We start from the raw sequence: 22,781 nt of genomic DNA, 5'->3' as shown, positions 1-22,781 counted from the left end.
TGGTCAGGTGTTTCGCCGTTCGCGTGCCCAGATTCACTGCAACAAACGCTGTTCACGCATTCAGGGACTGAACCGCCTGATCCACGAAGGAGCTCTCCGTGGACAGAATTGTTGCCGCCCGTTTACCTGCTCGTCTCTCTCAATTGTCTCTGGCTGTCAGTCTGGCGGTGGGAGGGATGGCGCTGGGCCTGACCAGTGAACAGGCGCTGGCGGCTTGTTCCCTGGCCGGGTCCACCGTGACCTGCAACGGCGCTGCCAACCCGCTCGCACCGAGCTACTCCAACGCCGCCAGCGGGCTCACCGTGAACGTCAACAGCGGTGCATCCCTGGGCGTGCTGCTGGGCGTGGGCGGCACCGCGCTGTCGCTCACCGGCAACAACATCACGTTGAACAACTCCGGTACCGTCAACCCGTCGTTGCTGGGGATCCTGAGCATCCAGTCCACCGCGGCGCTGATCGGCAACACCAGTACCGCCAGTACCATCAACATCACCAACAATGCCACGGGCGTGATTCGCGGTACCGGCGCCGTCCTCGGCGCCAGCCTGTTGAACCTCACTGGCATGGCCCTGGACGTGCGTAACGCCGCCGGTGGCGTCACCACCATCAGCAACGCCGGTAGCATTGGCTCCGCGGCGCTGGCCAGCCTGACGATCCTCAGCGAGGACACCCCGGTCATCGCCGTGAGCGGGGGCGGGTCGGTGGACTTCACCAACACCGGCACCGTGCTCGGTCGCACAGCATTTCAGGCGTCGGCAGCCGGCAACACCTTCACCAACGCCGGGAGCCTGACCGGCAGCCTGTCCATGGGCGCCGGCAGCACCAACCGCTTCAACGCCATCACCGGCTCCAGCCTCAGCGCGGGTGCCGGTATCGGTGTATCGCTGCTGGTCACCAGTAACCCCAACCTGGCCTTCGCGCCTGCCGGCGTGGTCGACGGCGGTTCCGGCGGCACCAACACCCTGGCGTTGCAGAACGCCATCGGTGGCGGCAGCGGCACCAGCGGCAGCGGCACCATCAACGCCTCGAACTACATCAACTTCAACCGCCTGATCGTCGACAGCGGTACCTGGTCGTTGATCGGGCAATTGCTCAACGGCACCACCCAGACCACCCTCAACGGTGGCTTGCTCAATTTCGACAATGCCAGCGCCTTCGGTAGTGGTGGCATCACGGTGAACGGCGGTGGCCTCGCGGGCACGGTGGCAGGCCTGGGCCTTAACAATGCGCTGACCTTGAATGCCGGCCTGAACGTGGGCGGTGCCACCGACATGGCCCTCAACGGCGTGGTTTCGGGCGTCGGCGGCTTGACCAAGACCGGTGCGGGGCTGCTCACCCTTGGCGCCAGCAACACCTACAGTGGTGGAACCACCCTGGCCGCTGGCGGCCTCAACCTGACCAGTGCCACGGCACTCGGCAGCGGCGGGCTGACCGTCAGTGGCGCCGGCAGCCTGCAAGGCAGCGTGCCGCTGGTGTTGAACAATGCGGTGGCGCTGAACGCAGCCTTGACGCTGCCGGGCAGCAACGCACTGACCCTTGGCGGCGTGCTCAGCGGCACCGGCTCATTGGTCAAGAGCGGTACCGGCAGCCTGACACTCAATGGTCTCAATACTTTCAGTGGCGGCACCTCCCTGGGCGGCGGAACGCTTACCTTGGGCAGTGACACGGCGCTGGGCAGCGGCGCGCTGACAGTGACCGCCAGCAGCATCCTGGACAGTGCCTCGGCGCTCAACCTGGGCAACGCGATCGCCCTGAACGCAGGCACGCTCACCCTCGCTGGCAACAATGCCACCACCTTGGGCGGCGTGATCAGCGGCACTGGCGCGCTGGCCAAGGCGGGCGCCGCCGACCTCACCCTCAACGGCGTCAATACCTACAGCGGCGGTACCAGCCTGGCGGGTGGCAAGCTTACCGTCGGCACCAGCAGTGCGCTGGGCACCGGCGCGCTGACCCTGGGGGGCAACGCCAGCCTCGATGCCAGCAGCGCGGTCAGCCTGGGCAACGCCGTCAGTCTTGGCGCCAACACCCTGAACCTGCTCGGCACCAGCGCCACCACCCTGGGTGGCGTGATCAGCGGTACCGGTACACTGGTCAAGAGCGGGGCAGGGGACCTGGCGCTGAACGGCAACAACACTTTCAGTGGCGGCCTGACCCTCAACGCCAGCAAGCTCACCGTGGGCAACAGCAACGCCCTGGGCACCGGCGCCCTTACCCTCGCCGGTAACGCCAGCCTGGACGCCAGCACGGCGGTGAGCCTGGGCAACGCCGTCAACCTCGGCGCCAATACCCTGAACCTGCTGGGCACCAGCAGCACCACGCTGGGCGGCGTGATCAGCGGTACCGGCGCGCTGGTCAAGAGCGGCAGCGCCGGGTTGACCCTGAACGGCAGCAACACCTTCAGCGGCGGCACGACCCTCAACAGCGGTGTCCTCACCGTGGGCAACAACAACGCCCTGGGCACCGGCGGCCTCACCTTGGGTGGCAACGCCAGCCTCGACGCGGGCGTGGCGGTGAACCTCGGCAACGCCATCGACCTGGCCGGCAACACCCTGACCTTGCCTGGCACCAGCGCAACCACCTTGGGCGGCGTGATCAGCGGCACCGGCGCGCTGGTCAAGAACGGCAGCAGCAACCTGACCCTGGGCGGCGCCAACACCTTCAGCGGCGGCCTCACCCTCAACGCCGGCACCCTGACCCTGGCCAGCGCCACGGCGCTGGGTACCGGCGCCCTGACCGTGGGCGGCGCATCGACGCTGGCCAACACCGCGGCGCTGACCCTGAGCAACGCGGTCAACCTGGGCGGCAACCTGACCCTGGCAGGCGCCAACAACCTCAACCTGGCCGGGACCCTCAGCGGCACCGGCGGCCTGGTCAAGAATGGCAGCGCCAGCCTGACCCTCAGCGGCAACAACACCCACAGTGGCGCCACCGCGCTCAACGCCGGCACCCTGGTGCTGGGCAGCAACACCGCGCTGGGCACCGGCGTGCTCAACGCCGCGGCCAACACCAGCCTGGACACCAGCGTCGCCGGGCTGAACATCGGCAACGGCCTGAACCTGGCCGGTAACCTCAACCTGCCGGGCAGCAACGACCTGACCTTGAGTGGCGTCATCGCCGGCAGTGGCGGCCTGACCAAGGCCGGCAACACCACGCTGACCCTGACCGGCGCCAATACCAATAGTGGTTCCACCTTCCTCAACGGTGGCACCCTGGTAGTCGGCAACAATACGGCGCTCGGTACCGGCATCCTCAACACCGCCGTGGGTACCCACCTGGACGCCAGCACCGCGGTCAGCCTGGCCAACGACGTCATCGCCGCCGGCCCCCTGACCATCGACGGCACTGCCAACCTCGGGCTGAGCGGCGTGATCAGCGGCATCGGTTCGCTGGTCAAGAACGGCAACGCCAGCCTGACCCTGAGTGGCAGCAACACCTTCACCAACGGCACCCAGCTCAATGCCGGTACCTTGATTCTCGGCAGCAACACCGCACTGGGCATCGGCGGCCTGACCTTGGGCGGCAACGCCAACCTGGACACCAGTACCGCCGTCTCGGCGACCAACAGCATCAGCCTGGGCGGCAACACCTTGACCGTGCTGGGCAGCAACGCCACCACCCTGACCGGGCAGATCAGCGGCACCGGCGCTCTGGTCAAAAGTGGTAGTGCCGGCCTGACGCTCAATGGCAACAACACCTTCAGTGGCGGCACCACCCTCAACGCCGGGCTACTGACCCTGGGCAACAGCAATGCCCTCGGCACGGGCGGCCTGACCCTGGGCGGCAATGCCAGCCTCGACGGCAGCGGTACCCTGAACCTGGGTAACGCCATCAATCTTGCCGGCAACACCCTGACCCTGCCAGGCAGCAACACCACCACCTTGGGCGGGGTGATCAGCGGCACCGGCGCACTGGTCAAAAATGGCGCCACCAACCTGACCCTGAGCGGCGCCAATACCTTCAGCGGCGGCCTCACCCTCAATGCCGGTACCTTGACCCTGGCCAGCGCCGCCGCGTTGGGAACCGGCGCGTTGACGGTCGGTGGCCCGGCGACCCTGGCCAACTCGACGGCGATGACCCTGAACAACGCCGTCAACCTCGGCGCCAACCTGACCTTGCCGACCACCAGCAACCTCACCCTGGCCGGCACCCTCAGCGGCACTGGCGGCCTGGTCAAGAACGGCAGCGCCACCCTGACCCTGAGCGGCAACAACACCTACAGCGGCGCCACCGCCCTCAACGCCGGCACCCTGGTGGTCGGCAGCAATACCGCACTGGGCAGCGGCGCGCTCAACGCCGCCAACAACACCACGCTGGATACCAGCGTGGCCGGGCTGAACCTTGGCAACGCGCTCAACCTGGCGGGCAACTTCATCCTGCCCGGCAGCAACGACTTGACCTTGAGCGGCGCCATCGCCGGTGCCGGCGGCATCACCAAGAATGGCGGCACCACCCTGACCCTGACCGGCAACAACAGCAACAGCGGCATCACCCGCCTGAACGCCGGCACCCTGGTGGTCGGCAGCAACACCGCGCTGGGTACCGGTACCCTCAACACCCTGGCCGGTACCCACCTGGATGCCAATACGGCGGTGAGCCTGGCCAACGATGTGAACATCGCCGGCCCGTTGACCATCGATGGCAGCGCCGACCTGGGCCTGAGCGGCGTGGTCAGCGGCATCGGTTCACTGGTCAAGAACGGCAACGCCAACCTGACCCTGAGCGGCAACAACCTCTACACCAACGGCACCCAGCTCAATGCCGGCACCCTGACCCTGGGCAGCAACACCGCGCTGGGCATCGGCGCCTTGACCGTGGGCGGCAACGCCAATCTCGACGCCAGCACCGCCGTTGCCGTGACCAACGGCATCAACCTCGGCGCCAATACCCTGACCGTGCTTGGCAGCAACGCCACCACCCTCGGCGGTCTCATCAGCGGCAGCGGTGCACTGGTCAAGAACGGCAACGCCGTGCTGACCCTCAACGGCAACAACACCTACAGCGGCGGCACCACCCTCAATGCCGGTACCCTGGTCCTGGGCAACAACAACGCCATCGGCAGTGGCGCCCTGAGCGTGGGCGGCAATGCCAGCCTAGACTCCAGCGCCACCCTCAACCTCGGCAACGCCATCGCCCTTGGCAACGGCGCCACCCTGACCCTGCCAGGCAACAACACCACGACCTTGGGCGGCGTGATCAGCGGTGCCGGGGCCTTGACCAAGAACGGCAGCAGCAACCTGACCCTGAGCGGCGCCAACAGCTTCAGCGGTGGCCTGAACCTCAATGCCGGCACCCTGACCTTGGCCAACGCCGCCGCGCTGGGCACCGGCGCATTGAACGTCGGCGGCGCCTCGACGCTGGTCAACAGCGTGGCAATGACCCTGGGCAACGACGTCAACCTCGGCGCCAACCTGACCCTCGGCGGCAGCAACAACCTGACCCTGGGCGGCGTGCTCGGCGGTACCGGCGGGTTGATCAAGAACGGCGTGTCCGACCTGACGCTCAGCGGCAACAACACCTTCAGCGGCGCCATCGACCTGCTTGGCGGCAGCATCACCACGGTCGGCAACACGGCCCTGGGCAACACTTCGGCGGTCAGCGTCGGCGCCGGCACCAGCCTCAATCTCGGCGCCAGCGCCACCATCGGTGGCCTGAGCGGGGCCGGCACGGTGAACATCGCCGGCGGCGGTGCCCTGACCCTCGGTGGCAACAACCTCAACAGCGTGTTCAGCGGTGCCCTGGCCGGCAGTGGCGGGCTGATCAAGACCGGTACCGGCAGCTTCGAACTGTCTGGCGTCAACGTGCTCGGCGGCAACACCACGGTCAATGCCGGCCTGCTCAACGTCACCGGTTCGCTGGCCAGCGCCAGCGTGCAGGTCAACAGCGGCGCCAGCCTCGGCGGCACCGGCAGCCTGCTCGGCGCAGTCGACATTGCCAATGGCGCGCACCTGCTGGCCAATAGCGGCGCGACCCTCAGCACCGGTGCGCTGACCCTGCACAGCGGCTCGATCCTCGATTTCGGCCTGGCATCGCCGGCCACCGGCGGCACCGCAGTGGTCAGCGTCAATGGCAACCTGACCTTGGACGGTACCCTCAACGTCACCGACCTCGGCGGCTTCGGCACCGGTATCTACCGGCTGTTCGACTACACCGGCGCGCTGGTCGACAACGGCCTGCTGGTCGGCAACGTGCCGGGCGTCATGTTGCCCGGCGATCTCCAGGTGCAGACCTCCATTGGCAGTCAGATCAACCTGCTGGTCGGCGGCGCCAGCGGCACCGTGCAGTTCTGGGATGGCGCGCAGAGCGTGCCCAATGGCGTGATCGACGGCGGTACCGGTACCTGGAATGCTGGCAACACCAACTGGACCGATGTCAACGGCGTGCTCAATGGCAGCTGGGCCAGCGACTTCGCGGTATTCCAGGGCACCGCGGGCGATGTCAGCGTGGTCGGCACCCAGGCCGCCACCGGCCTGCAGTTCGTCACCAACGGCTATCGCCTGATCGGCGCCGGTGGCCTGGACCTGGTCAACGGCAGCAACGGCGCCTTCGCCTTGCGCGTCGACCCGGGCGTCACCGCGACCCTCAACGTTGGCCTCTCTGGCAGCGGCCAACTGGCCAAGCTCGACAGCGGCACGTTGGTGCTCAATGGCGCCAACAGCTATACCGGCGGCACCCTGTTCAATGGCGGCACGCTGGTGGTCGGCAACAACACCGCCTTCGGTACCGGCACGGTCAGCACCGCCAACGGTACTACCCTGGACAGCAATACCGCTGTCACCCTGGGCAACGCCTTCAGCCTCAGCGGTGTCCTGACCGTCGCCGGTTCCGCCGACCTGGGCCTGTCCGGCGTGGTATCGGGGACTGGCAGCCTGATCAAGAACGGCGGCGCCAACCTGACCCTGGGCAATGCCAATACCTACAGCGGCGGCACCAGCCTGGGGGCCGGTACCCTGATCCTGGGCAACGCCCAGGCCCTGGGCACTGGCGGCCTGACCGTCACTGGCGCCTCAAGCCTGGACTCCACCGGCAACCTGGCGCTTGGCAACACCATCGCCCTGAACGCCAACCTCACCCTGTCGGGGAGCAACGACCTCACCCTCAACGGTGCGCTCAGCGGCACCGGTGGCCTGATCAAGGGCGGCGCGGGTACGCTCACCCTCAACGCCAGCAACAGCCAGCAGGGCATTACCAGCCTGAACGGCGGCACCCTTGTGGTCGGCAGCAACACGGCGCTGGGCACGGGTGCCCTGAACGCAGCCGGTGGCACTACCCTGAGCAGCAATGCCAACGTCACCCTGGCCAACCTGATCAACCTGGCCGGTAACCTGACCGTCGCCGGGGCGCAGAACCTGACCCTGGGCGGCAACGTCACCGGCGTCGGCGGGCTGACCAAGACCGGCAGCGGCACCCTGACCCTGAACGGCACCAATGGCAATCTGGGCAACACCAATCTCAATGCCGGCACCCTGGTGCTCGGCAGCGCCAGCGCTCTTGGCCTCGGCCAGCTCAACGCGGCTGCCGGCACCACGCTGGACAGCGCTTCGGCGATCACTATCGGCAACACCGTCAACCTGGCGGGCAACCTCACCATCGCCGGCAGCAACGACCTGGGCCTGGGCGGGCTGGTAACCGGGGCCGGCAGCCTGACCAAGAACGGTGCCGGCAACCTCACCCTCAGTGGCGCCAACACCTTGGTTGGCGGCGTGACCCTCAATGCCGGCACGCTCACCCTGGGCAACAACCAGGCGCTGGGTACCGGCAACCTTGTCGTCGGCGGCGCCAGCAACCTGGCCACCACGGGTGCCTTGACCCTGGCCAACCAGGTGGCGCTGAACGACACCCTTAGCCTGGCCGGCAACAACGACCTGACATTGAACGGCGTGATCAGTGGTACCGGCGGCCTGACCAAGACCGGTACCGGCAACCTCACCCTCGGCGCAGCCAACACCTATCAAGGCAGTACCACGCTTGGCGCTGGCACCCTGACGCTGGGCAACAACAGCGCGCTGGGCACGGGCAACCTGGCGGTGACTGGCAACAGTACCTTGGCCAGCTCCGGCGTGCTGCAAGTGACCAACGCCATCGGCCTCGGCGCCGCTGCCACCCTGGGTATCAACAATGCCCAGGCCCTGACCCTCGATGGTGTGATCAGCGGTGCCGGCGCGCTGAACAAGCTGGGTGCCGGGCAACTGGTGCTCAATGGCAGCAACACCTACGCTGGCGGCACCTCGCTGCAGGCTGGCAGCCTGCTGCTGGGCAATGCCGGCGCCCTGGGCAGCGGCGCCCTGACCGTCAACGGCGCCGCCGGCCTCGACGCCAGCCAGGCGCTGGTACTGGCCAATGCCGTCAACCTCGCCAGTGGCAACCTGACCCTTGGCGGCAGCCAGGCGCTGACCCTCGGCGGCGTGGTCTCCGGCAACGGCGGCCTGGTCAAGAACGGCTCGGCCAGCCTGACCCTCAACGGCAACAACACCTACAGCGGCGGCACTACCCTCAATGGCGGCACCCTGGTGGTCGGCAGCAACACCGCGTTGGGTAGCGGCGACCTCAGCACTGGCGCCAACACCAGCCTCGATGCCAGCGGCGCGGGCGCTACCCTGGCCAACAACCTGCACCTGGGCGGCACCCTCAACCTGCCGGGCAGCGCCGACCTGACCCTCACCGGCGTGGTGGATGGCGTCGGCGGCCTGAACAAGGCCGGTGCCAGCACCCTGACCCTCAACGGCGCCAATAGCTACCTGGGCGGCACCACCCTCGGTGCCGGCCGGCTGGTGGTCGGCAATGACAACGCGCTGGGGCAGGGTGCCCTGACCGTCGCCGGTGTCTCGACCCTCAGCAGCGGCGCCAGCAGCACCACGCTGGCCAATAACGTCACGCTCAACGCAGGCCTGAGCGTCGAGGGCAGCAACGACCTGACTCTCAACGGCGTGATCAACGGCACCGCCGGCCTGACCAAGACCGGCAGCGGCAACCTGACCCTCAATGGCAACAACGGCTACCAGGGCGGCACCCAGCTCAACGCCGGGCGCCTGACCCTGGGCAGCAGCGGCGCGCTGGGCACCGGCACCCTGGCGGTCACCGCCGACGCCACCCTGGCCAACAGCTCGGCCATGGCCCTGGGCAATACCCTCGCCCTGAGCAACGGCGCCAACCTGACTGTCGAAACCACCAATGCGCTGATCTTCAGCGGCGATCTCGGCGGCAGTGGCAACCTGGTCAAGACCGGTGTCGACGACCTTACCCTGGTCGGCGTCAAGACCTTCACCGGCAACGTCGATATCCAGGCGGGCTCCCTCACCACCCTCGGCAGCGGTGTGCTGGCCAACGTCGACACCCTCAACGTCGGCGCCAGCGGCCAGCTCAACCTCAACGGCAACGCCAGCCTCGGCAGCCTGACCGGCAGCGGCCTGGTCGATGTCGGCGTCGGCAGCGTCCTGAGCCTGGGCGGCAACAACCTCGGCAGCACCTTCGCCGGTGGTCTCAACGGCCTGGGCGGCCTGACCAAGGTCGGCAGCGGCACCCTGACCCTGACCGGCACCAGCAGCCTGGGCGACAACACCCAGGTCAACGCCGGTACCTTGAAAGTCGACGGCACCTTGGGCAGCAACCTGCTCACCGTGGCCAGCGGGGCGACCCTCACCGGCAGCGGCAGCGCCAATGCCGCGGTGGTGATCGACAACGGCGGTCACCTGGCCGGGCAGAGCGGCGCCACCCTGGGCCTCGGCAGCCTGGTGCTCAACAGCGGTTCGATCGTCGATGCCGGCCTTGGCGCGCCGTCCAGTGGCACCACCGCGCTGTTCAACGTCGCTGGCAACCTGACCCTCGACGGTACCCTCAACGTCAGTAACGTCGGTGGCTTCGGCAACGGCGTGTACCGGCTCTTCGACTACAGCGGCGGCCTTACCGACAACGGCCTAGACTTCGGCAGCCTGCCACTGGGTGTCGGCTTGGCTGACGTGGCCTTGCAGACCGCCCTGGCCAACCAAGTCAACCTGCTGGTCAGCGCCGCCGGGCTGAACATCCAGTTCTGGGACGGCAGCCAGAATGTGGCCAACAGCCAAGTCGATGGCGGTAGCGGCGTGTGGAACGCCGGCAACAGCAACTGGACCGACCTCAACGGCTTGGCCAACAGCACCTGGGCCAGCAACTTCGCGGTGTTCCAGGGCACCGCGGGCGATGTCACCGTCGACGGCAGCCAGAGCCTCGGCGGCATGCAGTTCGTCAGCAATGGCTATCGGCTGTTGGCCGGCACCGCTGGCGCGCTCAACCTGGTCAACGGCAGCAGCGGCGACACCAGCGTGCGGGTCGATCCGGGCGTGACCGCCACCCTCGATGTCGGCCTGACCGGCAGTGGCAAACTCAACAAGCTCGACAGCGGCACCCTGGTGCTCAACGGCATCAATACCTATGGCGGGGGCACCACGCTCAGTGGCGGTACGATCGTGGTAGGCAGCGACAGTGCCTTGGGCAGTGGCGTGCTTGCCGCCGCCGCCGGCACCAGCCTGGATGCCAACAAGGCGGTCGCCCTGGGCAACGCCATCACCCTGGCTGGCCCGCTGAGCATCGCCGGCAGCAATGACCTGGCCCTGGGCGGCGTCATCAGTGGTGCTGGCGGCTTGGTCAAGTCGGGCACTGCGCGGCTATCGCTGAGCGGCATCAACACCTACGCCGGCAACACGGCGCTCACTGGCGGTACCCTGGTGCTGGGCTCCAACACCGCCCTGGGCACCGGCATCCTGAACACCTCCTCTGGCACCGGCCTGGACAGCAGCCAGGCCGTGACCTTGGCCAACACCATCAACACCACCGGTGACTTGACGATCGTGGGCAGCAACGACCTGACCCTCGCCGGCACCGTCGGCGGTAGTGGTCGCCTGCTCAAGGCCGGGCTCGCCCGCTTCGCGCTGATGGGCGCCAACACCTACAGCGGCGGGACCGAGTTGCAGGCCGGGACGCTGGTACTGGGCAATAACGCCGCCCTCGGCACGGGTGGCCTGGATGTCACCGGCAACGCCAACCTCGATACCGCCAGTGCCGTGACCCTGGCCAACCCGGTCAATGTCGGCGATGTGCTCAATGTGCTGGGCAGCAACGACCTGCACCTGGCCGGCGTGCTCAGCGGCGCCGGCACGCTGAACAAGAGCGGCCTGGCCGACCTGACCCTGTCGGGCAACAATACCTTCAGCGGTGTTCTCAACCTGCTGTCTGGCAGCCTCAGCACCCTCGGCACCACCGCCCTGGGTACTCAGAGCGAGCTGAATGTCAGCAGTGGCGCTATCCTCAACCTCGATGGCAACACCACCCTGGGCGATATCGGCGGTAGCGGGGCAATCGACATCGCGCCGGGCAACAGCCTCAATGTCGAAGGCGGCAACTTCGCCGGCAACATCGGTGGCACCGGTACCCTCAACAAGCTCGGCGTCGGTGTCCTGGCGCTCAGCGCGGTCAACAGCCACAGCGGTACTACCAACGTCCAGGCCGGTAGCCTGAAGGTCGATGGCAGCCTGGCCAGCAGCACGGTCAACGTTGCCAGCGGCGCCACCCTGGCCGGTGCCGGCAGCCTCGGCGGGACGGTGAACGTGGCCAACGGCGGCAACCTCAACGCAATCACCGGCAGCACCCTGAGTGCCGGCGACCTGACGCTCGGTAGCGGCGCCAACTTCAATGCCTCGCTGGGCACTGCTGGCACGGGCGGCGGGCCGCTGGTCAATGTGGCCAACAACCTGACCCTTGGCGGCACCCTGAACATCACCGATATCGGTGGGTTCGGTGCTGGCGTGTACAGCCTGTTCAACTACGGCGGCAGCCTGACCAACAACGGCATGGCGTTCGGCAGCACGCCCGTGCCGGTCACCGACCTGACCGTGCAGACCGCCATCGCCAACCAGGTCAACCTGGTGGTCGGCGGGGCCAGCAATGTGTTGTTCTGGGATGGCAGCCAGACCGTCGCCAACGGCCTGATCGAGGGCGGCAGCGGCACCTGGAACGCCACCAACAGCAACTGGACCGACGCCAATGGCGTGCTCAACAGCACCTGGAACGACACCTTCGCGGTGTTCCAGGGGGCTCCAGGCACTGTCACCGTGGACGGCAGCCACAGCATCAGCGGCCTGCAGTTCCTCACCGATGGCTATGTGCTCAACGCTGGCACGGCGGGTGAGTTGCTGGGCAATGGTGTCAGCAACCTGCGGGTCAACCCAGGCGTCACCGCCACCCTCAACGTCGCCCTCAATGGCACCGGCAGCCTGGCCAAGCAGGATGCCGGCACCCTGGTACTCAACGCCGCCAACGGTTACAGCGGCGGCACCGCGCTCAACGGCGGCACCTTGGTGCTGGGTAACGACAGCGCGCTGGGCAGTGGCGTGCTGACGGCCGCTGGCGGCACCACGCTGGACAACAATACCGCCGTGACCCTGGCCAACGACGCCGTGCTCAATGGCGCCCTGGCCATCGGCGGCAGCAACGCCCTGACCCTCAACGGTGTGGTCAGTGGCAGCGGTGGGCTGATCAAGAACGGCGCCGGCCTGCTGACCCTGAATGGCGCCAACACCTACGCCGGCGGCACCCAGATCAACGCAGGCAGCGTGGTCGGCAATACCACCAGCCTGCAAGGCGCGATCCTCAACAACGCGGCGCTGACCTTCGAGCAGAACGCCAACGGCAGCTACACCGGCAACCTTACCGGTACTGGCACCCTGACCAAGAACGGCACCGGCGAACTGCTGCTGACCGGCATCAATGGCCTGACCGGCGCGGCCCAGGTCAACGCCGGCAGCCTGCTGGTCAACGGCCGCCTCGACAGTGCCAGCGTGCAGGTCGCCACTGGCGCCCGCCTGGGCGGCAGCGGTACCTACGGCGGCGTGGTGCAGATCGCCAATGGCGCCACCCTGGCCGCGGGCCAGGGCGCCACGCCGCTCACCGTAGGCAGCCTCGACCTGGCCTCAGGCAGTGCCCTGGACTTCAACCTCGGCGCCCCGGCTGCCTCCACTACCGTGGTCAAGGTCAACGGCAACCTGGTGCTCGACGGTACCCTGAACATCACCGATGCCGGCGGCTTCGGCACCGGCGTGTACCAGCTGTTCAACTACGCTGGCGCGCTGACCGACAATGGCCTGGTGTTCGGCGCCATTCCGGGCAGCGTGGTGCTGGGTGACCTGACCTTGCAGACGGCCATCGCCAACCAGATCAACCTGGTAGTGCAGAACTATGGCGAGGATTTGCAGTTCTGGAACGGCGGCAAGACCAACCCTGACGGCAGCATCGGCGGTGGCAGCGGCACCTGGGGTTCGAACACCGGCTGGACCAACGCCAGCGGTACCAGCAACGAAGGCTGGAGTGGCGGCTACGCGGTGTTCGGCGGTACCCCGGGTACCGTCACCGTGGTCGGCAACCAGTCGTTCGAGGGCTTGCAGTTCCTCAGCGACGGCTACCAGGTGGTGCCCGGTGCCGGCGGCAGCCTGACCCCGGTCAACGACGCGGACGGCAGCCTGGCGTCGGTACGGGTCAACGCCGGTGCCACCGCCACCGTCAGCGCGCCTCTGGTGGGCAGCGGCGGCATCGAGAAGCTCGACGCCGGCACGCTGATCCTGGCCGGTGCCAACACCTACAGCGGTGGCACCACCGTCAGTGGCGGTACCCTGGTCGGCAACACCACCAGCCTGCAGGGCAACATCCTCAACAATGCCAACCTGGTCTTCGCCCAAGGCAGCAATGGCACCTTCAATGGCACCCTCAGCGGCACCGGCACCACCACCAAGCAGGGGGGCGGCACCTTGCTGCTGACCGGCAACCAGCCATTGAGCGGCGCCTTCAACGTCAACCAGGGCGTGCTGCAAGTCGGCGATGCCGGCAACCCGGGCAGCAACCTCGGCGCCCAGGTCACCGTGGCCAATGGCGCTGCGCTGACTGGCAACGGCACCGTCGCCGGGTTGACCAACAACGGCACCGTGCTGCCAGGGCCGGCTGGCAACCTGAACGTCTCGGGCAACTTCACCAATGGCGCCAGCGGTACCCTGGTCATCGACCTGGGCACCGCGCCGGTGAACTACCTGAACGTGGGCGGCACCGCCAACCTCGGCGGTAGCCTGATGGTGGCCAACCTCGCCAGCGGCAATGGCCAGTACACCGTGGTCAACGCCGCGGGCGGGGTGAATGGCACCTTCGCCACCACCAACCTGGCCAACTCGGCGTTCATCAACAGCGCGCTGGCCTACGGCGCCAACCAGGTGACCTTGTCGGTCAGCCGCAACGGCACCTCGTTCGCCGAGGTCGCCGCCACCGGCAACCAGCGCGGCGTGGCCAATGCCCTGAGCAGTGCCGGGGCACCGGCAGCGTTGGTCAACAACCTGCTGCCGCTCGACCGTCAGGGCGCCCAGGCCGCGTTCGACAGCCTGTCCGGCGAGATCCACGCCAGCACCGCGACCGTGCTGATCGAGGACTCGCGCTACATCCGCGACGCGGTCAACGACCGCCTGCGCCAGGCCGATTGCAGCAACCAGGACGACCCGCGTCGGACCCTGGCGCCGACCGCCAACCAGCAACTGACCAGCGAAGGTTGCCAGGGCCAGGCAGTGGGTTGGATCCGTGCCATCGGCGGCTGGGGCACCTACGACGGCAGCAGCAGCCATGCCAGTGTCGACCGCGACCTGTCGGGCTTCATGCTCGGTGCCGACCGTGCCCTGGATGACCAGTGGAAGGTCGGCGCCGCCGCCGGCTACACCCGCTCGAGCATCGATGCGCACCGTCGCCATTCGGACGCCACGGTGGACAGCTACCACCTGACCACCTACCTCGGCTACCAGTTGGACGCCTTCGCCGCGCGCCTGGGCGTGGCTTACAGCTGGCACGATATCGACAGCAAGCGCGATGTTCAGGTGGGCAGCTACAGCGATCGCCTGAAAGCCAAGTACAAGGCGCGCAGCGCCCAGGTGTTCGGCGAGGTGGGCTATGCCATCGACGCCGCTGGCATCGCCCTGGAGCCGTTCGCCGGGCTGGCCTACGTCAACTACGACAGCGACACCGCCCATGAGAAAGGCGGGGCCGGGCGCCTGCAGGGCAAGGTCAAGCAGGACGTGACCTTCTCCACCCTTGGCGTGCGCGCCGGCAAGCGCATCACCCTCGACAACGGCAGCCAGATCACCCCACGGGTATCGCTGGGCTGGCGCCATGCCTTCGGCGACGACAAGCCCGATGCCGACCTGCGCTTCATCGGTGGTGGCGACGGTTTCAGCACCGAGGGTGTGCCGATTGCCAAGGACGCGGCGGTGGTCGAGGCCGGGGTGGACCTGTCGGTTGGCGCGAGTGGCAAGCTGGGGGTCGGGTACTCCGGGCAGTTGTCTAGCGAGAACCGCGACCATGGGGTGGTCGTGAGCTTCAGCATGGGGTTCTGAGGTAGATCGCCGGGGCTGCCTTGCAGCCCTTTCGCGACACAAGGCCGCTCCTACAAGGGATCGCGTTTCCCTGTAGGAGCGGCCTTGTGTCGCGAAAGGGGCGCAAAGCGCCCCGAGGGATGCCAGACCGGCGCACTGTCGTTAGACTGTCATCTCCCGCAATCGGACAGGAGTCCCGGTGTGCCCGACCCCCGCAGTTTCCCCAGCGACCTGTGCCTCGATAGCCCACGCCTGCAACTGCGCCCCATGCGCCATGGCGACGCGCAGCAGTGGCTGACCATCATGGCCGACCCCGAGGTCATGCGTTACTGGTACCACGCCCCCTGGCAGACCCTGGCCGAGGCCGAAAGCGCCCTGGCCGCCGACCGTGAAGCCTACGCCGCCGGCCAGTTGCTCAAGCTGGGCATGTACCGCCGCGACAACGGCGAACTGATCGGCATGGTCCAGCTGTTCAACCTCGAGGAGGGCTCGCGCCGTGGCGAGATCGGCTACTGCCTGGCCAAGTCGGCTCAGGGCCGTGGCTACATGGACGAAGCCCTGACCTGCTTCATCGACTACCTCGCGCACACCTTGCACCTGCGCCGTCTGGAGGCGGAAATCGACCCGCGCAACCAGGGGTCGGCACGTACCCTGGAGCGCCAGGGGTTTGTCCTCGAAGGCACCTTGCGCGCTCGCTGGTGCGTGGCCGGCGAGTTGTCTGACTCGGGGCTTTACGGGTTGCTGTTGGAACCTCCTGTTGCCTGAGGTGTGGCTTGTGCGTGAAACGGCTCTACAGTGTTCCGCTGATGCCTAGCAACAGGGCCGGGTCACGGAGGTTGCCTTGCTCGGCGCTGAGTCCGATGGAGGGACGCAAGCCCCACAGGCGCGCGCGCAACCCGATCGCGAACGATGCCTGATCGTTGTTGGTAGCCAGGCCAGGGACCTGCCATTCACCGACCTGGGGTAGGGTTCGAGACCATGCTTTGGCTTTGGGCAGGTTTCTGAATGAGTGATTCCAGTGTATTTGCACATAGGGGGCCAGCATGTCGCCCTCGTAGCGCAGTTGTAGGCCGGCACGTCCTTGCAAGTAGTCGTAGTGCTGGTTGGGGTAGCCAAGCGCGGTCGCACTGAAGGGTTCCTCGAGGTAGCTTTTCAACTGGACCGTCTGCGAGGTCAAGGCGAGCAGAGGCCCATAGCGCAAGCCGCGTTCCTCTCCCCATTCGTAGCCCGCCTGTATCGCAGCGACAATATTGCTTCCGGTGGTATCGCCTTGGTGCTCACGGACAGCAGGGCCTAGACGAACGCGACGACGCACGTCATAGGAGAGCCAGCTGTAGCTGACCTGTACATTCAGCCACGCGCGTGCGTCGTACCAGCCACCGGACAGGCCAAGGGTCGTGGCGGATTGCGTGAACCCTCCTTGCTCCTGGCCAAACCCCACCCGCGCGCGGCCGGCGCCAACGAATCCCCCCACTGCCCACGCGCCGTTGACCCAATCGATACCGGCCAGTCCTGCCGGAGCTGACTGTATATGCGGTGAGTTGTTATCTCGGCCAGTTTCCTGCACCCCTCCCCACCAATGCCAGCCTGCTGCAGGGCGTTGCTCCAGATGCTGGGCAACCTGGTCCGCCTGGTGGATTGCCTGACTGACCGCAGACAGGGGGAGCTGTTGTTGCAGACGTGGCGCCTCCAGTATCGACAGCGCATAGTCTCCCAATAGCTGATGAAAAGCCGTGGTCGGGTGAACGGCATCGGCAAACAGATACGAGTGATTGGCGCCCGGCGCGTTGTAGTCGGCAGGCGTACAGTTCAGTGACGTGAGTGGCCCGGTCGCGTTTCGGCATGCAGCGCTTTGCGTGTGGCTGAAACCATAGCTTTGTGGATCCGCGGCGACTTCTTGCAGGAGGTGAAAGGTGTCCAAGGGGATCACTCGATACCCGGCCTGGGCCAGGCGGGTGAACAGGCGGTTGTTGAGCGTATCGCTCAAGCGGGTCATTTCGGCACGTGTCCCCGGTATGGCCGTCTCGGTTTGTATTGCATACGGGATCAACCCCAAGTCTGGAATGTTTGCCACCAGGATGTAGCGTGCGCCCGCGCCACTGAGCTGGCTGACCATCCCCGAGATGCCTTGTGTTGCCTTTTCGAGGACCGCTGCTTCGGGCTGTCCGCCAGGTCGGATAGCGAAAATGTCGTTGGTGCCACTCCAGATCATGTACAGATCATCACTGCCAACGGGCGCGGGTAGGGAAGACAGATACCGGTGCAGTTGTGACACGGTGGGGTCGGGACCCCCATTGGGGCTGACGGTCCTTGCGCCACCTTGGGCGTAGTTATCGCCTCCCGTGTTGTCGGTCGCGGCATTGGCTCGGTAATGGTGGGCAACATGCTCCGCCCAGACCCATCCTGGGTTGGTGGTAAATCTACCGGCTATTGTCTGAAGCGCGGGGGGGACAGGTAGCGAAAATGGCCGGCATCACTCAGGCTGTCACCGAATACGACTACCTTGGCGTAGGGCGTACTTGCCTGAGCAGACGTGGCATATGCCAATCCCGCCAGGATGCTGGTGAACACCATGGGCGGGAGTTTAAGCCAGTAAGGGTGCATGCTGCGGCGTACTCCCGATCCATGGTGGCATGGATGGATTATTCGCCTGGTTTTGGAAGCTGGATACTGGCAAGAATGCCAGGCTGGCCGGGTCGGTTTGGAAACACTGTGGTGCTTGGGTTAAGGTCGCGGCTTGTCCTATGTTTCCTGGTGCAGAACGTGCCCGCTTTTTACCTGACCTGCAGCCTGGCGCTGTACCTGCTAAGCCTGGCCTTCGATGGCGCGCTGAGCGGCGCCGGGCGGCACATCCCAGCGTTGCAGATGCTGCTCTATGGCCCTTGGGGTATCGCCTTCGGCTTGTACCAATGGTTCGCCAATCCACTGCTGGCGCTGGCGATCCTGGCCCATCGGCGCTTTCGCCGGCTGGCGCTGGGCTGTGGCCTGGCGGCGCTGTACCTGGCGGCCAGCAGCTTCACCATCGAGCGATTGCCCGACAATCAAAGCTACGGTTTCCAGGATCTTACCGGTTTCGGCACAGGGTTCTACCTGTGGTTGCTGGCGATGCTGGTGTTCTGCGCAGGGCAGGCCTGGTGGTGCTGGAGGGCGCGCTCGGCCGCTGACATGCCGGGCTGGCGCTGGCTCGACGTGGCCCTGATCGCGGCCCTGGGCGTCACGCTGTATGCCGCTACGCAAATGCCCTCGCTGCGCTTCGAGCCGCACAAGGTGATCGTGCCGCCGGAGCAGCCGCAGACCTTGTGAGGGTGCCCCGCGATAGGGTTGCCACCTCAGGCGCTCAACGCACCGTGCCCCACTGCACCACGATCATGCCGATCACGATCATCCCCACTCCTGCCAGTCGCAACAGGTTTACCGGGCGCTCCGGCAGGCCCATGAGGCCGAACTGGTCGATCAGCAGCGACGACAGCACCTGCCCTGCCACCACGCAGACGATGAACCCCGCCGCCCCCAGGCGCGGCGTCAGCACCAGCGCGGCAGTGATGTAGAGTACCCCGGCGACCCCGCCGAACCAGGCCCACCAGGGCGCATGGGCCAGTTGCTGCACCTGCGGCACAGGCGCGCGCAGCAGCAGCAGGGCCGGCACCAACATCAGCAGGCTGACCAGCAACGACACCCCGGCGGCCCACAAGGGATGGCCGAGCAGGCGCCCGAGCGCGGCGTTGCTGCCGGCCTGAAACGGCACGGCGGCCCCGGCGAGCAGGGCGATGAGCAAGGGGAGGGCGGCTAAGAGGCTGGCGGGCATGGTGTCTACTCCTGATCAAAACAGTGGCTTTAGTCTCAGTCATGCATTTCAATGATGGAAATTCGAATTTTGCACGGTCTGTATTCGTACCATGGATGATTTACGCCGTATTGACCTCAACCTGCTGCTCACCCTGCACGCGCTGCTCAGCGAGCAACATGTCTCCCGCGCGGCGCTGCGCCTGCACCGTAGCCAGCCGGCGGTCAGCCATGCGCTGGCGCAATTGCGCGAACTGTTCGCCGACCCGCTGCTGGTGCGCCGCGGCGGCCGATTGCAGCTCAGCGCCCGCGCCGAGGCCCTGCGCGAGCCCTTGCAGCAGGCCTTGCAGCAGCTCGATGGCCTGCTTGGCAGCCCCGGATTCGAGCCTGGCAAGGCTCGGCGTACCTTTCGCCTGGCAATGTCGGACTACGGCGCGCGGGTGGTGCTGCCGGCGTTGATGCGCCTGTTGCGCCGCGAAGCGCCGGGCATCGATGTGCTGGTGGCCCAGGGCAGTCGCGAGGCGATGCTCGGGCAGTTGATCGATGGCGAGGCGGACCTGGCGCTGGGGGTGTTTCCGGAGCTGCCGGAGGAGATGGCCCAGCAGGTGCTGTTCGAGGAATCCTTCGTCTGCCTGGCCGATCGCGCCAGCCTGCCGGCGCGCGGCGGGCTGGACTTGCCCCAGTGGTTGGCCCGGCCCCATGTGCTGGTGGCGGTGCGGGCGGGTATCGACAACGAGATCGACCTGGCCCTTGGCGCCTTGGGCGAGCGTCGCCGTATCGCCCTGACCCTGCCCCACTGGGGCGTGGCCCAGGGCGTGATCGCCGGCACCGACCTGGTCCTCACCGTCGCCCGCCGCAGCCTCGCCGGCGCGCGCCTGGACCCGGCCTTGCGCCAGTTCTCACCGCCCTTGGCCATTGCACCTTTCGCCTTCACCCAGGCCTGGCATCCGCGGCGCGAGGGCGATGCCGGGCACCGCTGGTTGCGCGCGCAGATCGCCGCCTTGTGTGTGAATGAAAGCGCGACAGGGTGCTAGTCTGTGCCGCGATCACCCGATAAAGGAATGCCCATGTTCAAGCACTATCTGCTCGGCGCCAGTGCCTTGCTGGCGATGGCCTGCGCCCAGGCCGACGACTATTCGTCCACCTACACCCAGTGCATGGACAAGGCCTCCAGCACCTTGGCCATGGGCGCCTGCATCCAGGCCGAGACCAAGCTGCAGGATGACCGTCTGAACCGGGTGTACAAGCAACTGATGGCCAAGCTCGACAGCCAGCAGCAGAAGGACCTGCGCGAGGTGCAGCGCACCTGGATGAAGTACCGCGACGGCAATTGCGCGTTCCATGGCAAGCTGAGCAACGGCAGCATCTATCGCATCGAAGGGGCGATGTGCGAGATGGACATGAGCAAGGACCGCGCCGCGGAGCTGGAACGAATCCTCAGCCCGGGGCAGTGACCGTCAAGCGCTGCGCTGTTGGCGCCTGGCCCGGGCCTTGAGGTACTCGCGCACCTCCACGCCATCCCCGGCGAACTCGATGCGGCTCGACTTGGCCTCGCGCTGGTAGGCATACATCGGGTCGTAGTATTCCTTGAGCAGCCCTTCGATCCAGCCGCGGTGCAGGTTCACATCGCCACTGCGCAGTTGCTCGTCCAGGGCCTGCCCCAGCAGCTCGGACAAGCGCTGGAAACGCTCGCCGCCGAGGCGCTTGTGGATATTGGCCATGCTCTGGCGCATGCGCTCGGCGAACAGCCCGCGGCCTTCTTCCTCGCCGTGCACCGCGACGAACTCGGCGCACAGGTTGATCACGTAGTCGCGCAGGATGCGCTCCACGCGGTTGGCAAAGCTGTCTTCCAGCCATACCAGCGGGTACTGCTGCATGCCCTGGTACAGCTCCAGCGGCACCGAGCAGCTGCCGACGATTCGCCCTTCGTCCTCGAGCACGAACTGCTCGATGCCACGGTGGCGCTTTTTCAGCACATCGATGGCCAGGGCGTTCTCGAAGTCGATCTGCGCCGGCTGCGCCGTGGCGCGCTTGCCGAAGCTGGAGCCGCGGTGGTTGGCGTGGCCTTCGAGGTCGAGCACGTTGTCCAGCTGGTGCAGCACGTCGGTCTTGCCAGTGCCGGTGAGCCCGCCGACCAGCACGAAGTCGCACTGCTCGACCGCCTGCTGGGTGGTTTCCAGCAGCAGGGTGCGCATGGCCTTGTAGCCGCCGACGACTTTCGGGTACTGGATGCCGGCTTCCTTGAGCCAACCCTGGACGATCTGCGAGCGCAGGCCGCCACGGAAACAGTACAGGTAGCCGTCGGGGTGGGCCTGGGCGAAGGCCGCCCAGGCGTCCAGGCGTTGCTGCTTGAGCGCGCCGTTGACCAGTTGGTGGCCCAGGGCGATGGCGGCGGCCTGGCCTTGCTGCTTGTAGCAGGTACCAACCTTCTGCCGCTCCTGGTCGGTCATCAGCGGCAGGTTGACCACGCCGGGAAAGGCGCCCTTGGCGAACTCGACGGGGGCGCGCATATCCATCAGCGGCACGTCGTCGAGGAACAGCTGTTTCAGCTCGGTGCAGTCGGGGCGCATCAGATCACCTCGACCGCGTGGCTCTGTCGCTCGACCAGCGCGCCGATTGGCGCCAGGTCCAGGCCCAGCTCCCGGGCCACGGCAAGGAATTCGGCCTCGTCCTCGGGGGTGACCGCCACCAGCAGGCCGCCGCTGGTTTGCGGATCGCATAGCAGGTGCTTCTGATCGTCGCTGAGCGCGCCGATCTTATGCCCGTAGCTGTCGTAGTTGCGCAGGGTGCCGCCGGGGATGCAGCCTTCGGCCAGGTAGTAGTCGACGCTGGGCAGGCGCGGCACCGCGTCGAACTGCAAGCGCGCGGTCAGGCCGCTGCCTTCGGCGACCTCGACCAGGTGGCCGAGCAGGCCGAAGCCGGTGACGTCGGTCATCGCCTGCACGCCAGCGAGCTTGCCGAAGCGGCTGCCCGGAGTGTTGAGGGTGCACATCCAGTCGCGGGCCAGGCCTTGGTCCTGCTCGCGCAGCTTGGCTTTCTTCTCGGCGGTGGTGAGGATGCCGATGCCCAGTGGCTTGGTCAGGTACAGCTTGCAGCCGACGCTGGCGGTGTCGTTGCGCTTGAGGTGGCGCTTGCTGACCACGCCGGTGACGGCCAGGCCGAAGATCGGTTCGGGGGCGTCGATGGAGTGGCCGCCGGCCAGCGGGATGCCGGCCTCGGCGCACACCGCGCGGCCACCACGGATCACTTCGCGGGCCACCTCAGGTGGCAGTACGTTGACCGGCCAGCCGAGGATGGCGATGGCCATCAGCGGGTCGCCGCCCATGGCGTAGATGTCGCTGATGGCATTGGTGGCGGCGATGCGCCCGAAGTCGTACGGGTCGTCGACGATGGGCATGAAGAAGTCGGTGGTCGAGACCACGCCGCGCTCGTCGTCCAGGGCATAGACCGCGGCGTCGTCGCGCGAGGCGTTGCCGACCCAGAGTTTCGGGTCCAGCGCCTGCGTGCCGCTCTCGGCGAGGATCACATCCAGCACCTTGGGGGAGATCTTGCAGCCACAGCCGGCGCCGTGGCTGTACTGGGTCAGACGAATCGGCTCGCTCATACGCACCTCGGGATTTTCGTGATGGGCGA

Annotated in this window: 9 protein-coding genes; 5 read left to right on the top strand and 4 right to left on the bottom strand. The window is 66.9% G+C overall.

All coding sequences use genetic code 11. The annotated features are described in order from the left end of the window. Nucleotides 1–98: 98 nt before the first annotated feature. Together ACODS5_RS07785 and ACODS5_RS07780 are read left to right on the top strand one after the other, a co-directional pair. Complete coding sequence (locus ACODS5_RS07785; RefSeq protein WP_489108340.1) at nt 99–15,386, top strand: autotransporter-associated beta strand repeat-containing protein; 15,288 nt, start codon at nt 99–101, stop codon at nt 15,384–15,386. A gap of 180 nt (nt 15,387–15,566) precedes the next feature. Beyond that, nucleotides 15,567–16,130 carry a GNAT family N-acetyltransferase gene (locus ACODS5_RS07780; protein ID WP_134690010.1) on the top strand — a complete coding sequence of 188 codons (564 nt, stop codon included), beginning with the start codon at nt 15,567–15,569 and terminating at the stop codon, nt 16,128–16,130. Between the two features lie 25 nt (nt 16,131–16,155). On the opposite strand, the gene ACODS5_RS07775 is transcribed toward ACODS5_RS07780, so the two are convergent. Further along, complete coding sequence (locus ACODS5_RS07775; RefSeq protein ID WP_489108375.1) at nt 16,156–17,796, bottom strand: autotransporter domain-containing protein; 1,641 nt, start codon at nt 17,794–17,796, stop codon at nt 16,156–16,158. A 332-nt stretch (nt 17,797–18,128) separates the two neighbouring features. On the opposite strand from ACODS5_RS07775, the gene ACODS5_RS07770 reads away from it, so the two are divergent. Continuing rightward, nucleotides 18,129–18,668 (top strand): hypothetical protein, encoded by a 540-nt coding sequence (locus tag ACODS5_RS07770; RefSeq protein ID WP_489108339.1) that lies wholly within the window; start codon nt 18,129–18,131, stop codon nt 18,666–18,668. Nucleotides 18,669–18,702: 34 nt separating this feature from the next. Here ACODS5_RS07770 and ACODS5_RS07765 read toward each other — a convergent pair whose 3' ends face one another. Then, nucleotides 18,703–19,170: a DMT family transporter gene (locus tag ACODS5_RS07765; RefSeq protein ID WP_134690008.1), complete on the bottom strand. Its 468-nt coding sequence runs from the start codon at nt 19,168–19,170 to the stop codon at nt 18,703–18,705. A gap of 91 nt (nt 19,171–19,261) precedes the next feature. Between ACODS5_RS07765 and ACODS5_RS07760 the strand changes: the two genes are divergently transcribed. Together ACODS5_RS07760 and ACODS5_RS07755 are read left to right on the top strand one after the other, a co-directional pair. Then, the gene (locus ACODS5_RS07760; protein ID WP_134690007.1) at nt 19,262–20,182 is read left to right on the top strand and encodes a LysR family transcriptional regulator; all 921 of its coding nucleotides are present in this window, start codon (nt 19,262–19,264) and stop codon (nt 20,180–20,182) included. A gap of 33 nt (nt 20,183–20,215) precedes the next feature. After that, nucleotides 20,216–20,602: a lysozyme inhibitor LprI family protein gene (locus ACODS5_RS07755; RefSeq protein WP_134690006.1), complete on the top strand. Its 387-nt coding sequence runs from the start codon at nt 20,216–20,218 to the stop codon at nt 20,600–20,602. A 3-nt stretch (nt 20,603–20,605) separates the two neighbouring features. Here ACODS5_RS07755 and mnmH read toward each other — a convergent pair whose 3' ends face one another. Together mnmH and selD are read right to left on the bottom strand one after the other, a co-directional pair. Further along, a complete protein-coding gene (mnmH, locus tag ACODS5_RS07750; RefSeq protein ID WP_134690005.1) occupies nt 20,606–21,718 on the bottom strand; it encodes a tRNA 2-selenouridine(34) synthase MnmH in 1,113 nt (370 codons plus the stop codon). Beyond that, nucleotides 21,718–22,752 (bottom strand): selenide, water dikinase SelD, encoded by a 1,035-nt coding sequence (gene selD, locus ACODS5_RS07745; RefSeq protein WP_489108338.1) that lies wholly within the window; start codon nt 22,750–22,752, stop codon nt 21,718–21,720. The genes mnmH and selD overlap by 1 nt, the downstream gene beginning before the upstream one ends. Nucleotides 22,753–22,781: the final 29 nt, after the last annotated feature.

Source organism: Pseudomonas sp. FG47 (genome assembly GCF_057809115.1).
This window is presented reverse-complemented; position numbering and strand designations above follow the sequence as displayed.